The following is a 14,731-nucleotide window of genomic DNA, read 5'->3' on the forward strand; positions in this document are numbered from 1 at the left end:
CTCTCTTGACGACAACGCCCGGCGCAGGTTTCTCTGCCGGGCGTTTGAGTTGAACTCGATATGGTGTATGTCAACGCCACAACCGGAGTGTGACCCTCGATATGGAATGCCTGAATTGTGCAACGGTCAATCGGCAAGGACGTCGCTTTTGCGGCAGTTGCGGATCGGTCTTGCCGGTCGGCTGCCCGAAATGCGGGTTTGCGAATGAGCCTGAAGACGCCTTTTGCGGCGGCTGCGGTGCGGCGGTGGACAAGGCCGCAGCGCTGGCGGCCCAGCCCGTGCTCGAAGCTGCCCGGCCCTATTCGTTTGAGGGGGACCGCCGCCAACTGACCGTGATGTTCTGCGATCTGGTCGGCTCAACGGTCATCTCAGAGCAGCTCGATCCGGAGGAGATGACCGGACTGCTGACCGCCTACCGCATCGCCTGCGCCGAAGTGGTGGAGCAATACGGCGGGTTCATCGGGAACTTCATGGGGGATGGTTTGCTGATCTATTTCGGCTACCCGCAAGCCCATGAAGACGACCCGCAACGTGCGATCCGTGCAGGTCTGAGCATCATTGCAGCGGTTGACGAGCTCAACCAGGAATTCTCCGCGCCGGATGTCTTGCTGAATGTGCGCATCGGGATCAACACGGGCCTTGTGGTTGCCGCCGACATTGGCGCGGGGGAACAGCGCGAAAAAATGGCCATCGTGGGGGACACGCCGAATATCGCCGCGCGGCTGCAGTCGCTTGCAGATCCGGGCACGGTGGTGATCGGGCGGCGTACCCACCGACTGATCGAAGGGTTGTTTGTCTGCGAACCCCTCGGTGCGCAAACCCTCAAGGGCATCACCGAACCCGTTGAGGTCTATCGGGTCTGCGAAACGACCGAGGCCCGAAGCAGCTTCGAGGCCAAGCTGCAACGGGGGCTGACCCCGATGGCTGGCCGCAAGGAAGAGGTCGGCCTGCTGGTCAACCGCTGGGATCAGGCCAAGGAGGGGGATGGTCAGGTGGTCCTGATCTCGGGGGAGGCAGGGGTCGGCAAATCCCGTGTTCTGCAGAACTTTCAGTCCATCGTGACAGGGCAGAATTGTCCGGCCATCAGTTTTGTCTGCTCGAACTACCGTCAGGATACCCCCTTTCATCCCGTCATCGACTTCTTTGAACGGACGCTTCAGACAGATGCCAATAATGCGCCGGGCGCGATGCTGGATCGTCTCGATGCCTATCTGGCGGCGCTGGGACTGGATGTGGCGGAATACGGGTCGCTCCTTGCCGCGATGCTGAACCTGCCCGCCTCCGGCCGGTATGATGTGCCGGTGCTGACGCTGGAAGACCAGAAGAACAAGACGCTGAAAGCGCTTGTGACCGTGGCCGAGGCCCTGTCGGCGACCTCGCCGCTTCTGATCGTGGTCGAGGATCTGCAATGGGCGGATCATTCCACGCGCGAGTTTCTGGGCCTTCTGGTTGAACATGTGCGCACCTCCCGGATTCTTGTGGTGCTCGCCTTCCGTACGGATTTTGAACCTGACTGGACCAGACAACCCCATCTGACGGTCATGCGTCTGCGCCATCTCAGCCGGCCCGAAAGCATCGAGCTCGTCGAGGGCGTGACAGGTGGGCGACCATTGCCCGACGAGGTGCTGGAGCATATCCTTTCCAAGACCGATGGTGTGCCGCTTTTCATAGAAGAGCTGACCAAGCTCGTGCTCGAGATGGATTTGCTGGAGCTGAAAGACGGACGCTACATCTTGACCGGACCGTTGGGCGCGACCGAGATCCCGGATTCATTGCAGGATTCGCTGATGGCGCGGCTGGATCACCTTGGGTCTGCCAAGGAGGCAGCCCAGCTCGCCTCCGTGCTGGGGCGTACGTTTGGGCATGCCCTGTTGCTGGCGGTGACGCAGAAAAGCGAGGAAGCTCTGGACCATGCGCTGACGCGGCTGGTGGATTCGGAGCTGTTGTACCGACGCGGGCTGGCGCCCGAAATCGTCTATGAATTCAAGCATGCGCTGGTCAAGGATGCGGCCTATCAGGGGTTGCTGCACAGCAAAAGACGTCAGCTTCATCTGGAGATTGCGGAAATCCTTGAGGTCCGCTTCCCCCAGATGACCGAGCGCAGCCCGGAGCTGCTCTCCTATCATTACAAAGAGGCCGGAGACGTCGAAAAGGCGATCCCCTACAGCTTTAAGGCAGGGGATGCCGCCGCGGAGCGTTATGCCTCGACCGAGGCCTCCGCGCATTATCAGTCGGCTCTGGAGATGGCAAAGTCGGTCCCGTCGACCAATGCTTCCGCACGCCATCAGATCAGGGCGATCCTGAAGCTTGCGAATGTGGCTGCGACGCGGGACCAATTTGAACGCAACCTCGGCAATCTCGGGACGGCCCGCGCGCTGGCGGAAAACATCGATCATCAGATAAGGCTGTGCCAGATTCAGTATTGGACGGGCCGGACCTATTATGTGCTGGGTCGGTTTGGGCTCGCGGCTGATCTTGCGCGGCAGGCTTTGGAGCTGGCCGACCGCCTCGGGGATGACGACCGGATGAAAACCGGCCCGGTGAACCTGCTGGCAAGGGTGCACTGCCTTTTGGGCGAACCGGTGGCGGCGATCAATTATGCCACGCAGAGCGTTCGCCAGATGCACGATACGGGCGATCATGTCGAGGAGGCCGCGGTCTCTGGCGTGCTGGCTTTCGCGCTGGCGCAGCACGGTCAGTACGAGCAGGCGATGGATGCGGCCAACCATGGCGTCACCTTGGCGCAGGAGGTCGATCATCTGCCAACGGTTGCCGCCTGTCTGATGTTTCGGGGGGTGGTCAACGGCTGGTTTGGCCGGTTGACGGAGGCCACACCGGATTTTGAGCAAGGTCTCTACGTCTGTGAAAAATCAGGTGACGTCTTTCGCAAATACCTCACGCTCGGCTGGCGCGGAGAGGCCTGTCTGGTGGCCGGCGAGCTTGTGTCCGCGCGCAACAACCTTGAACAATGTCTGGAGCTTGGGACAACGCTGGGGACCTCGTTTCATCGCGGGGCTTTTGAGGCTTTTCTGGCCAAGGCGTTGCTGTCCCAGGGCGAATCTGACAAGGCGATGCGGCTGAGCGAGGCGGCAATCATCACGGCCACCGAGAGTGGCGAGACCTGGCCGCGGTCTATTGCTTTGCGCGTCGCAACCGAGGTCCAGATTGGCTGCGCCACACCCGATATCGCTGCGGCGGAGGCGTCAATCAACTCTGCCATCGCGATCCAGACCGAGCGACAGTGCAAATGCGATCTGGCGTGGTCCCACCTGGTGCTGGGCCATGTGCTGGCGGCCAAAGGCGATCACGACCAGGCCGCCAAGGCCTATGCGGTGACCCGCAGCATGTTTGAGGATCTGAGGATCGAGCGCGGCATCGAATTGACAAAGACCGCTCTGGTGTCGCTAAAGGGCATCGGAGCGGAGGCGGGCTGAGCCGGGCCGCTGGCGACCCCATCCGCCGGGTCATCGGGTCGCGGTTTCACTTGCCAGAACAGAGCAGTGCGCGACGTGCAGGAATCCACCGCGCCTGCGGCGTTCAGGCTGCCTGTTTTGCACTGATTTTACATGGACATCCCGCTGGATTTCAAGCACCGTCCCGGCGTGCCGCGCGGAGCTGCCGGCTGCTCTGAGGATCGAGACAAAATGGATCGCGCGACGATCGTTCATGAAAACTTCTTACGCCGTGTCACAGATCGTGACCTGCCAAAAGGTGCGCCTGCACGGGACGATATTGCAGCGCCTAAAATGGTCGAACTGTTTCGCGCGCAGTGCCTGTCCCGACACCTCGACCGCACCAGCCGCGAGATGCAGAAAGAGGGACAGGGCTATTACACCATCGGCTCCAGCGGTCATGAGGGTATGGCCGCTGTGGCAGAGGCCCTGCGCCCGAGCGACATGGCTTTTCTGCACTACCGGGATGCGGCGTTCCAGATCCAGCGCGCCCATCAGGTGCCGGGCCAGACGCCGGCCTGGGACATCCTGCTGAGCTTTGCGGCCACCAGCGAGGACCCGATTTCGGGCGGGCGCCACAAGGTGCTGGGGTCAAGAGTACTCAACATCCCACCGCAGACCTCGACTATTGCCAGCCACCTGCCAAAGGCGGTCGGGGCGGCCTATTCGCTCGGACTGGCGCGGCGCTTGCGGCCCGAAACCGCGCTGCTGCCTGAGGATGCGATCATCATGTGTTCGTTCGGCGATGCCTCGGCCAATCACTCTACCGCGCAGGGGGCGATCAATACCGCCTGCTGGACGAGTTATCAGTCGGCGCCGATGCCATTGCTGTTGGTGTGTGAAGACAACGGCATCGGCATCTCGACGCCCACGCCAGATGGCTGGATTGCCGCCAGTTTTGCGCAGCGTCCCGGCTTGCGCTATTTCCCCTGTGACGGGCTCGACATGACCGAAACGCTGGCTGTGACGCGTGCGGCGGCGGCCTACGTACGCCGTCACCGCAAACCTGCGTTTCTGCACCTACGGACGGTTCGGCTCTATGGCCACGCCGGATCGGATGTGGAGGCGACCTATCGGGCTCAACGGGCGATTGTGGCGGATGAAAGCAACGACCCGCTCTTGCACAGCGTCCGGCTGCTGGAGGAGCGGGGGGCCTGCCCGGCCAATGATGCGTTGGCAATCTATGCGGAGGTGGGCGCACAGTGTCGCCGCATTGCAGCCGAAGCGGTCACGCGCCCGAGGTTGAAGACCCACGCCGAGGTCTCGGCAAGCCTGATCCCGCCCGCCCGCCGCTGCCTGCGCGTCAACGGCCCGTCGGAGCAGGCGCGCGCTGCGGCCTTTGGCAGTGATCTGCGCGCGCAGGCGGAACCGCAGCCCATGAGCCGCCTCATCGGCTGGGCTCTGACCGATCTGATGCTGACCCACCCGGAGATCATCCTCGCCGGTGAGGATGTGGGCAAAAAGGGCGGTGTCTACGGTGCGACCCAAAAACTCCAGTCCCGTTTCGGACCGGACCGGGTGATCGATACCTTGCTGGACGAGCAGTCGATACTGGGGCTGGCGATCGGTTTGGCCCACAACGGATTTATCCCGGTGCCCGAGATCCAGTTTCTGGCGTATCTGCACAACGCCGAAGACCAACTGCGGGGCGAGGCTGCGACGCTCAGTTTCTTTTCCAATGGCCAGTATACCAATCCGATGGTTCTGCGGATTGCGGGGCTTGGATATCAAAAGGGTTTTGGGGGTCATTTTCACAACGACAACAGCCTTGCGGTGCTGCGCGATATCCCCGGCATTGTGATTGCCTGCCCGTCAAACGGGGCTGACGCGGCGATGATGCTGCGCGAAGCGGTCAGACTGGCGCGCGAAGAACAGCGTGTCGTGGTGTTCATAGAGCCGATTGCGCTTTACCCCATGCGCGATCTGCATGCCGAAGGCGACAAGGGCTGGATGCATGTCTATCCGGCCCCTGATCGTCGTCTTGCGGTGGGTGAGGTTGCGGTACACGGGGCGGGCACGGATCTTGCCATCGTGTCTTACGGCAATGGGTGCTACCTTTCCCGTCAGGCGGCAGAGAAACTGCACGCACAGGGCATTGACGCGCGGGTGATCGACATGCGCTGGCTTGCACCGCAGCCGGATGACGCCCTGCTGGCAGCCAGTCAGGACTGCGCAGCGGTGCTGATTGTCGATGAATGCCGGCGCACAGGCAGCCAGTCGGAGGCGTTGATGAGCCTCTTTCTCGAAGCGGGCCGCATCCGGATTGCCCGCGTGACGGGTGAAGACTGCTTTATCGCCACGGGACCAGCCTATGCGGCGAGCTTGCCATCGGCGCAAAGCATCGTGGCCGCGGCGCGGCGCCTGGTGGAGGGGGCACCATGAACCGGACTGCTGTGCTGATCTGCCCTGGTCGCGGCACCTACAACACGACCGAGCTGGGGTACATTCACCGCCATCATGCAGATGAGATGGCCCTGATCCGCGCGCTTGATGCCAGGCGCCGCAGCGCCAGGCAGACGCCCTTGCAAGACCTCGATGGCGCCACGCGTTTTACGGCCTCCCGACACACGCGCGGTGACAATGCCGCGCCGCTGATTTTTGCGGCGTCCCTTCTGGATGCCCGCCGCGTAGGGGGTGGTTTTGACATTGTCGGGGTGACCGGTAATTCAATGGGATGGTACACGGCGCTGACGGTCGGGGGCGCTACGGAGGACACGGCTGGCTTTGACATTGTAAACACCATGGGCCGGTTGATGCATGAAAGCCTGATTGGTGGACAGATGCTCTATCCTTTCGTCGACGATAACTGGCAGCCGGTGCCGGGTCTGCGTCATCAGTTGCTGGACCGGATTGCAGAGATCGACAGCCAGCCGGGCAACGATCTTGCCGTGTCGATCCATCTGGGCGGCATGCTGGTCGTGGCGGGAAACGCGGCGGGGCTGCGTGCTTTTGAAAAGGACCTGCCGGTTTTGCAGGGCAGATACCCGATGCGGCTGCCCAATCATGCGGCGTTTCACACGGCTCTACAGGCCCCCGTGGCCGTTGCGGGTCGCGCGGCACTGGGCCTGGATCTCTTTGGCACTCCGCGCGTGCCCTTGGTCGATGGGCGCGGCGTTGTCTGGTATCCAAAGGCCTGCACCGCAAGGGATTTGCGAGACTACACGCTGGGCACACAAGTCACCGAACCCTATGATTTCACCGCTGCCGTGCAAGTGGCCGCCCGCAGCTTCGCACCGGATGTTTTCATCATCACGGGGCCCGGTGACACGCTGGGAGGTGCCGTCGCTCAGGCCCTGATCGAGATCAACTGGAAGGGTCTCGACAGCAAGGCCGGCTTTCAAGCCAAACAACGCAAAGAGCCGCTGATCCTGTCCATGGGGCGTGCGCAGGATCGGGCGATTGCGACAGCAGAACGGGTTTAGGATGCGTCATGCCTGCGGCAGGTGTCGCGTGCCGCCAGCATGATCTCGCAACTGGTTCTGTGAAGGCTGCGGTCATCCGCGATGATGGATCGGGCCAGCCGGTCGCCGGCGATCTGCCCGATGGCACGCGCGGGCAACCGGATGGTGGTCAGTGCGGGCTCCATCTCCTTTGACCCTTTGAAATCGCCGATGCCGATGATCGACAACGCATCCGGCACCGCGATCCCGAGACGGCGTGCGGCATGGATCGCGCCCACCGCTAGCACGTCATTGCCACAGAGCAGGGCCGTGGGCCGCCGGTCCGCGTTCAGCAAATCAATCACCGCTTCCTTGCCATCGGCAACACTGTAGCGGGCCTCCGTCGTCCAGGCCTCGGGCAGCGCCGGGCAGGCGCGGGCAAGCTCGGCAAGGGCGCCGCTGCGCCGGGCGCGGGCGCGGTCATTGCCGTCAACGGGCGGAAAGACAACGGCAATCTCCCGGTGACCGAGCTCCAGCAGATGCCGGGCCGCCATCCGGCCGGCCCGCCTGTTGTCGGCGCCGACGCAAGACAGGCGCGAGTCGGCATCGTAATTCCAGATCGTGATCGCGGGAATGTTCTGGCTCTGAAGGAGGCCATAGGTTTCTTCGCTGTGATCCAGCCCGATCAACGCCACCCCATCGACCCTGTGTTCCAGAAACTTGCGCAAGACGGCATATTCCCGTTCCAGATCGTAGCCGTGCGAGGCCACAAGGATGGTGAAGCCCTGCGCCCCCACCGTGTCCGAGAAAGTCTGGATGACTTCGGCAAAGATGGCGTTGTCGATCGTGGGCACCACAAGACCGATGGTGCCACTGCGTATGCCATGCATCGTCTGGGCCGCGCGGTTGCGGATGTAGCCCAGCTTGCGCACTGCCCGGTCAATCTTTTTGCGAGTCGCGGGTTTGACCAGCTCAGGGTGGTTAAAGCTGCGCGATACCGTGGAGATAGAGACACGCGCGGCATTTGCAACAGCAACGATATCCGCGTTTTTATGAACCTTGTCAGCCATATATGCGACGTTTTTCCGACAAAATGAAAACATTTGCAAAACTATTTTCATGACCTAGCCTGAGAGATCAAGAAAATTCTGACGGGGTGGGAGGCCTGAATGGAATTTATCTTTTACTTTGGCGACGTCTTTACGCCGGTCAATTTTGCCCTGCTGCTGGTGGGCACAATCGGCGGGCTGATCCTCGGGGCGACGCCGGGGTTGTCGCCAACCATGGCGGTTGCGTTGCTGATCCCCTTCACCTTTCAGCTTGAGGCAACGCAAGGCCTCATCCTGCTGGGGGCGGCTTATACCTCTACGGTAGCGGGCGGCGCGGTTTCGGCGATTTTGCTCAAGATCCCTGGCGCGCCCGCCAATATCGCCACGACTCTCGATGGCCATACCATGGCGCAAAACGGGCAGGGGACAAAGGCGCTGCAGCTCAGCTTTCTGTCCTCGGCGGTGGGCGGTATTTTCGGGGTGATGCTGCTGATCTTTCTCACCCCGGTTCTGGCCCAATGGGCGCTGGCCTTCGGGCCGTCGCATCTGTTCTGGCTGGCCATTCTGGGGGTCACCGTGATCGGCACGCTGGACAGCAAATCGGTGGTCAAGGGGCTGCTGTCCGGCTGCATCGGGCTGTGGCTCGCGACCATCGGCTTTGACGACATCATGGGGGCGCAGCGCTTTATCTTTCACGACGCCCTTGGCGGCGGCATCAACATCATCGCGGCCCTGATTGGCCTGTTTGCGATCCCGCAGGTGATCTCCATGTTCGCCAAGGGGCGGCGCGGCGACGGGGCCGAAGTGATGCAGGTGCAAAAGCACTCCGTTTTCGAAGCAATCCGGGTGCTTTTCCGATTCCCGCGGGCCTTGGGCATCGGCATGTCCACGGGGGCGATTATCGGCCTGATCCCCGGTGTCGGCGGCCAGATCGCGGGTCTGGTGGCCTATGACCAGACCAAGAAATTCTCGCCCGAGCGCGAGAAATTCGGCAAGGGTCATCCCGAAGGTGTGGTGGCCGCGGAGGCCGCAAACAACGCCATGGTCGGGCCGTCCCTGGTGCCCTTGCTCACGCTGTCCATTCCCGGCTCGCCCACGGCGGCGGTACTGCTGGGCGGGCTGCTCATTCACGGGATTTTTCCGGGCTCGGATCTTTTTGACAATCATCCGGATGTGGCCTGGACGTTTATCAACTCGATGTTGATCGGGCAGGTGCTGATGTGCCTTTTCGGGCTTTATGTGGCGGGGGTTGCCGCCCGTGTGGCCCAGGTGCCGCAATCGGTCATGGCGGCGGTTGTGCTGGGGCTCGCGGTCTTTGGCAGCTATTCGGTCCAGTCGAGCATGGGCGATGTCTATGTCATGGCGGCCCTCGGTATCATGATGTATTTTCTGGAGCGGTTCGGGTTTTCCGCAGCCCCGCTGGTGCTGGGCCTGATCCTCGGCCCGATCGCAGAGGCCAACTTCATCCAGGGGTCCATGATCGCCAATGCCACCGACGGCCTGGGGCCGTACTTTCTGGGCGGTGCGCTGAACCTCTTCCTGATCGCGGTGGTGATTGCCTCGGTCGCCTATTCCGCCTGGATGGAGGTCCGCAACCGACGCTACCTGTCAAAAGAGGAGATCCTCGTATGAGCGTCATGAGCTTGCCACGCCTGCAGCATATCGTGGCCTCTGGCTGCGTGGCCCTTGTGGGGATCTGGGTGGCTTACCTGAGCTATACCCAGCAACCGTCCGAGGCCTTCCTGTTCCCGCGCCTGATTTCATCGGTGTTTGTGGTGCTGGCGCTCTGGACCTTTGCCAAGGCCTGCCTGGGCTGGACCAAGGTCGGCGCGGGCGTCTCGGTGCATGCTTTCGTGAACATGCTGCCCGGATTGCTCATCGCGATTGTCTATATCTTCTGGGGGGCGAAAGCTCTGGGCTTTTACACCGCGACCGCTATCGCCTTCTTCGTGCTGCTCAGCCTCTATGATCCGGCCCCGCACGGGCAGATCAAATCCTGGGGCAAGCGGGTCCTCATCACCACCGGGTTCATGGGGGTGATGTACGGTCTCTTTGCCCTGCTCTTGAAAGTCTACACACCGCGCGAAGTCCTGTTCTGAAGCAAAGACGCGGATCAACAACCACTAGGGAGGAACTGACAATGAAAAAGCTACTTGCGGGTGCCGCAATCGCACTGATGGGCCTGACCGCCCCGGTTTTGGCGGACGATGCCTATCCGGAACGGCCTGTGATGATGATGGTCAGCTACGGCGCGGGCGGGGCCACGGATTTTCAGGCCCGGATCGTCACGATGACCTCGGGCAATGAAGACGCACTCGGCATGCCGATTGCGATACTGAACAAACCGGGCGCGGGGGGGCGTGTCGGCTGGAACTGGCTGGCCACGCAGGCAGAGGCTGACGGCTATACGCTGGGGGCCTACAATGTGCCCCATTTTATCGCCCAATCCATCAAGGGTGGCGTCTCCTATGACATCGACAGCTTTGAGCCCATTGCCAACTGGGGGGCGGATCCTGCGGTGCTGGTCGTGGGGGCCGACAGTGCGTTCAACTCCTTGCAAGACGTGGTGGATTTCGCCAAGGCCAATCCGGGCAAGCTGACGACCTCTGGCGCGGGCCTGTTCGTGGGCCATCACATTGCCGCCTTGCAGATGGAAAAGGCCGGTGACATGAAGATCGCCTACATCCCGACCAAGGGCGGTGGCGCGGCTGCGATGAAGGCGGTGATCGCCGGCGAGGTCATGGCCGGTATCAACAACCTGTCGGATGCCTTTCGGGCGCGCGAGGCGGGGAATGTGAAGATCCTCGCCGTGGCCGATCTGGAGCGCAATGCGTTCCTGCCGGATGTGCCGACGATGATGGAAAGCGGTCTTGACGTGGACAATGCCTCGGTGAACTTCCGCGGCGTCATGGTGCCAAAGGGCACGCCGCAGCCTATCATCGACAAGCTGGCGGAAACCGTGCCCGCGATGTTCGAAAACAGCCGCGTGCAGGGCAAGATGAAATCGGGTGGCTCGCCCATGCATGTCATGACCCGCGAAGAGGTGCAGGCCATGTGGGCGCAACGGCAGGAAACCCTGACCGCGCTGCTCGCCGGTCTTTGAGGAAACAAGGGGCCGCCGTGCGATCCTGCCCGGCGGCCCCTCAAGGTAAAGAACAGGACCTATGCGATGAACGCGCATGAAGAGATTGGTGAAGTCGATGTGATCGTGGCCCGCGCCCGCGCGGCGCAAAAGCTTTTTGAGGCGGAAGGATCGCAAGAGCGCTACGACCGCGCAGCCCTGGCGGCGGCCTGGGCCATTATGGAGCCTGCCCGCAACCGGCATCTGGCAGAGCTGTCGGTCGCGACCACGGGCCTTGGCAATGTGGCTGACAAGATCACCAAGAACCACCGCAAGACTTTGGGGCTGATGCGCGATATCGCGGGCGTCAGGACCTATGGCACCGTGTCAGACGATGCGCAAACCGGCATTACCGAGATCGCCCGTCCCATGGGGGTCATCGGGGCGGTCGTGCCCTCCACCAACCCGGCCGCGACCCCGGCCAACAACATCATCAATGCGCTGAAATGCGGCAATGCGATTGTGCTTTCGCCCTCGCCCAAGGGGGTGGCGGCCTGCGAGGTCCTGCTGGGCTATGTGCATGCAGAGTTTGCCAAGATCGGCGAAGACCCGGACCTGGTGCAGATGATCGGCGCGCCGGGCTCCAAGGACAAGACCCAGAGGCTGCTGGAGATCAGCGATCTCATTGTGGTGACAGGCTCTCAGAACAACGTCAAACGCGCCTATACCAGCGGCACCCCGGCGCTGGCCGTCGGCGCGGGCAATGTGACGGTGATCGTGGACGAGACCGCCGATCTGGCCGCGGCGGCGCAGAAGATCGCGGCCTCCAAGACCTTTGACAATGCCACCTCCTGTAGCTCCGAAAATGCGCTGGTGGTGGTGGATGCGGTCTATGACGCCTTTCTGGCTGAATTGGCCAAGGTGGGGGGCGCGCGGGTCACGGATGAGGCGCGCGTCGTCGAAAAGCTCTGGCCCGACGGGCACCTCAACCGCGCGGTCATCGCGCAGGACGCGGACAAGATGCTCGCGGCCTTGGGCCTGCAAGAGGACGTCCCCCCCGACACGGCCTTTGTGGTGGTGGAAACCACCGGGATCGGGCCCGCGCACCCGCTTTCGGGCGAGAAACTGTCGCGCGTGGCGGCGCTCTACCGGGCGCAGGACTTCGAGGCGGCGCTGGCCACCACCGCCAAAATCCTGGCGCATCAGGGCGCTGGGCATTCGGTCGGTCTGCATTCGCAGGAGGAGGCGCGTGCGGCAACCCTCGCGCGCCAATTGCCCACCTGCCGGGTCATCGTCAATCAGGCGCATTGCTTTGCCACCGGCGGGGCCTTCAACAATGGCATGCCGTTTTCGCTGTCGATGGGCTGCGGCTCCTGGGGCGGCAATTCCATTGACGACAACCTGCACTGGCGGCACTTCATGCAGACCGCCAAGATCGTCCGGGAAATCCCGCCGCACGAACCGGCGCTGGAGGAGGTTTTTGCGGGCTACTGGAAAGCGGCGGGGAAATGAACATCGACCCCCAGAGGCCCCCAGCGGGTACGGTGCGCAGCTGGCTGGACCACCGTGCGTCCGAAGGTGGCATGGCCTTTGTCTTTCCCGGCGAGGGCAGCGAGATGTCCTGGCGGGAACTGCGGGCCGAAGCCTTGCGCGTGGCCTGGGAATTGACCCGGCAGGGGGCAGAGAAGGGCGAGAGCGTCGCCATCCTGCACCCCAATGGCCGGGCCGGGCTGGTGGCGCTTTATGGCGCGCTCTACGGGGGCTTTCGCGCCACGATGATCAACCTCGCCGCCGGGCGCGATGCGGTGTCTTACGCGCTGGCGCATTCCGAAGCGCGGCTGGCCTTTGTGCATGCCGAGGCCTGCGACCTGTTTGAGGCCGCCAAGCCCCGCCAGATGCAACAAATCACCATCAACGACACGCCTCCGGGGGCAAAACTGCATGATTTGGCGCCGCGGGATCATGCACTGCTGATGTATACCTCCGGGACCACCGGGCAGCCCAAAGGGGTGGTGCACACCCACGCCAGCCTGCTCGCCGGGGGCTGGACCCCAACCATCGCACATGGCCTGACCCCGCAGGATTGCGGGCTCTGCGTGCTGCCGATCTATCACATCAACGGCCTGTGCGTCAGCGTCATGGGGGCTTTGGTGTCGGGCGGATCCTTGGCCATCTGCCCCCGGTTTTCCGCGCGCAGATTCTGGTCCGATGCCGAGGCGGCAGAGGCCACATGGTTCTCGGTGGTGCCGACAATCATCAGCCATCTGCTCCATAGCACGGCGGACCCCAGCGCCGAGACAAGAGCGCGCCTGCGGTTTGGCCGCTCTGCTTCCTCTCCGTTGGCCCCGGACGTGCAGAAAGCCTTTGAGGCGCGCTTTGATGTCCCGGTGATCGAAACCATGGGGCTGACGGAAACAGCGGCTCAGATCCTCTCCAACCCGCTGCCGCCGGGGGTGCGCAAGATCGGCTCGCCGGGGCGTGCCTTTGGCAATGAGGTGGCCATTCTCGACCCCGCGCAACAGCGCTGTGCCGCGGGGGTTGAGGGGGAGATCGTGGTCAGGGGGCCGAATGTCATGCAGGAATACCTCAAGAACCCGCAAGCCACCGAAGACAGCTTTGCCGGCCCCTGGCTGCGCACGGGCGATCTGGGCCACATGGATGCGGATGGGTACTTCTTTGTGACCGGACGGCTGAAAGAGCTTATCATCAAGGGCGGTGAAAACATCGCCCCGCGCGAGATCGATGAGGCGCTCTATTCCCATGGCGATGTCATCGAAGCGGCGGCCTTTGCCCGCCCCTGTGCCAGCTACGGCGAGACGGTGGAGGCCGCCGTGAAGGTGCGCGACGGATCGACACTCTCGGGGGATGACCTCAAACAGCTTTGTGCCGAGCGGCTGGGTGCCTTCAAATCCCCCGATCAGGTGCATTTCCTGACCGAATTGCCCAAGGGGCCATCGGGCAAAATCCAGCGCCGCAAGCTGCTGGATATTTTGCCAACGCCCGATCCTGCGCTGTGATCCGGTTTGCGGGGGCCGCGCGCAATCGTTAGAGTTTGAAGAGGGGCCAAGGTGTCGGCCCCGCGCCACCTTTTCGCACACCCGGAGCCCGCCGATGAACCGATCCCAGGTCAATGCCATCCTCAAGGAAAGCGATGCGTTTATCCGCAGCTTTGGCCATATCCTGCCACCCTTTGCCTATTGGTCGCCCGAGCGGATGCGCGCCCCGGACGCCGCCGATATCCGCGCGCGCGGTCTTGGGTGGGACATTACCGACTACGGGCAGGGGCGTTTCGAAGAGCTGGGGTTGTTTCTCTTCACCACCCGCAACGGCACGGTAGAGGACCTGCAGAGGGGGCGGGGGATGCTCTATGCCGAAAAGATCATGATAACCCGCACCCACCAGCTTTCACCGATGCACCGCCACACCGTCAAGGCCGAAGACATTATCAATCGGGGCGGCGGGGACCTCGTGATCGAGCTGTTTGGCCCCGATGAGACCGGTGGCATTGATCGCGCCGCGGAGGTGGTGGTGCCTTGCGACGGCACCCTGCGCCGTCTGCCCGCAGGGGCGCATCTGCGGCTGACGCCGGGCGAAAGCGTGACCCTGATGCCCGGCCTCTGGCACGCGTTCTGGGCGGAAAAGGCAGACTGTCTGGTGGGGGAGGTCTCGACGGTGAATGACGACCGGACCGACAACATCTTCGAGATGCCCATCGGTCGGTTCTCCGAGATCACCGAGGATGAGGCCCCGGTCCATCTATTGGTCAGCGATTACCCTTGAGCCGAGACT

At 62.7% G+C, this 14,731-nt stretch carries 10 protein-coding genes; 9 read left to right on the forward strand and 1 reads right to left on the reverse strand.

All coding sequences use genetic code 11. The annotated features are described in order from the left end of the window. The first annotated feature begins 101 nt into the window (after positions 1-101). From H7847_RS06400 to H7847_RS06410, 3 genes are all read left to right on the forward strand, one after another. On the forward strand, positions 102-3,434 hold the full coding sequence (locus tag H7847_RS06400) for an ATP-binding protein (RefSeq protein WP_227268562.1): 3,333 nt from the start codon (positions 102-104) through the stop codon (positions 3,432-3,434). A 210-nt stretch (positions 3,435-3,644) separates the two neighbouring features. After that, positions 3,645-5,834 (forward strand): thiamine pyrophosphate-dependent enzyme, encoded by a 2,190-nt coding sequence (locus H7847_RS06405; RefSeq protein ID WP_227268563.1) that lies wholly within the window; start codon positions 3,645-3,647, stop codon positions 5,832-5,834. Then, complete coding sequence (locus H7847_RS06410; RefSeq protein ID WP_227268564.1) at positions 5,831-6,874, forward strand: ACP S-malonyltransferase; 1,044 nt, start codon at positions 5,831-5,833, stop codon at positions 6,872-6,874. Before H7847_RS06405 ends, H7847_RS06410 begins: the two co-directional genes overlap by 4 nt. Here the strand turns inward: H7847_RS06410 and H7847_RS06415 are convergent. Next, complete coding sequence (locus H7847_RS06415; RefSeq protein WP_227268565.1) at positions 6,871-7,902, reverse strand: LacI family DNA-binding transcriptional regulator; 1,032 nt, start codon at positions 7,900-7,902, stop codon at positions 6,871-6,873. The two genes, H7847_RS06410 and H7847_RS06415, sit on opposite strands and share 4 nt — an antisense overlap. 99 nt (positions 7,903-8,001) lie before the next feature. Here H7847_RS06415 and H7847_RS06420 point away from each other — a divergent pair, with 99 nt between their 5' ends. The 6 genes from H7847_RS06420 to H7847_RS06445 all read left to right on the forward strand — a co-directional run bounded on the left by H7847_RS06420 (position 8,002) and on the right by H7847_RS06445 (position 14,722). Beyond that, complete coding sequence (locus H7847_RS06420; protein ID WP_227268566.1) at positions 8,002-9,513, forward strand: tripartite tricarboxylate transporter permease; 1,512 nt, start codon at positions 8,002-8,004, stop codon at positions 9,511-9,513. Then, positions 9,510-9,980, forward strand: coding sequence for a tripartite tricarboxylate transporter TctB family protein (locus H7847_RS06425; RefSeq protein ID WP_227268567.1), 471 nt, complete (start codon positions 9,510-9,512; stop codon positions 9,978-9,980). Before H7847_RS06420 ends, H7847_RS06425 begins: the two co-directional genes overlap by 4 nt. 41 nt (positions 9,981-10,021) lie before the next feature. Continuing rightward, on the forward strand, positions 10,022-10,984 hold the full coding sequence (locus H7847_RS06430; protein WP_227268568.1) for a Bug family tripartite tricarboxylate transporter substrate binding protein: 963 nt from the start codon (positions 10,022-10,024) through the stop codon (positions 10,982-10,984). A 66-nt stretch (positions 10,985-11,050) separates the two neighbouring features. Then, positions 11,051-12,454 (forward strand): acylating sulfoacetaldehyde dehydrogenase, encoded by a 1,404-nt coding sequence (gene sauS, locus H7847_RS06435; protein ID WP_227268569.1) that lies wholly within the window; start codon positions 11,051-11,053, stop codon positions 12,452-12,454. Beyond that, on the forward strand, positions 12,451-13,959 hold the full coding sequence (locus H7847_RS06440) for an AMP-binding protein (RefSeq protein WP_227268570.1): 1,509 nt from the start codon (positions 12,451-12,453) through the stop codon (positions 13,957-13,959). The genes sauS and H7847_RS06440 overlap by 4 nt, the downstream gene beginning before the upstream one ends. A 94-nt stretch (positions 13,960-14,053) precedes the next feature. After that, positions 14,054-14,722: a D-lyxose/D-mannose family sugar isomerase gene (locus H7847_RS06445; RefSeq protein ID WP_227268571.1), complete on the forward strand. Its 669-nt coding sequence runs from the start codon at positions 14,054-14,056 to the stop codon at positions 14,720-14,722. Positions 14,723-14,731: the final 9 nt, after the last annotated feature.

Origin of the sequence: Roseobacter weihaiensis (genome assembly GCF_020622345.1) — a bacterium.
In the GTDB taxonomy this organism is placed as follows: domain Bacteria; phylum Pseudomonadota; class Alphaproteobacteria; order Rhodobacterales; family Rhodobacteraceae; genus Roseobacter; species Roseobacter weihaiensis.

Bases quoted from the DNA above. Each gene is read 5' to 3' on its own strand.
- H7847_RS06400 (WP_227268562.1), top strand. From the start codon at position 102: ATGGAATGCCTGAATTGTGCAACGGTCAATCGGCAAGGACGTCGCTTT.
- H7847_RS06405 (WP_227268563.1), top strand. From the start codon at position 3,645: ATGGATCGCGCGACGATCGTTCATGAAAACTTCTTACGCCGTGTCACA.
- H7847_RS06410 (WP_227268564.1), top strand. From the start codon at position 5,831: ATGAACCGGACTGCTGTGCTGATCTGCCCTGGTCGCGGCACCTACAAC.
- H7847_RS06415 (WP_227268565.1), bottom strand. From the start codon at position 7,902: ATGGCTGACAAGGTTCATAAAAACGCGGATATCGTTGCTGTTGCAAAT.
- H7847_RS06420 (WP_227268566.1), top strand. From the start codon at position 8,002: ATGGAATTTATCTTTTACTTTGGCGACGTCTTTACGCCGGTCAATTTT.
- H7847_RS06425 (WP_227268567.1), top strand. From the start codon at position 9,510: ATGAGCGTCATGAGCTTGCCACGCCTGCAGCATATCGTGGCCTCTGGC.
- H7847_RS06430 (WP_227268568.1), top strand. From the start codon at position 10,022: ATGAAAAAGCTACTTGCGGGTGCCGCAATCGCACTGATGGGCCTGACC.
- sauS (WP_227268569.1), top strand. From the start codon at position 11,051: ATGAACGCGCATGAAGAGATTGGTGAAGTCGATGTGATCGTGGCCCGC.
- H7847_RS06440 (WP_227268570.1), top strand. From the start codon at position 12,451: ATGAACATCGACCCCCAGAGGCCCCCAGCGGGTACGGTGCGCAGCTGG.
- H7847_RS06445 (WP_227268571.1), top strand. From the start codon at position 14,054: ATGAACCGATCCCAGGTCAATGCCATCCTCAAGGAAAGCGATGCGTTT.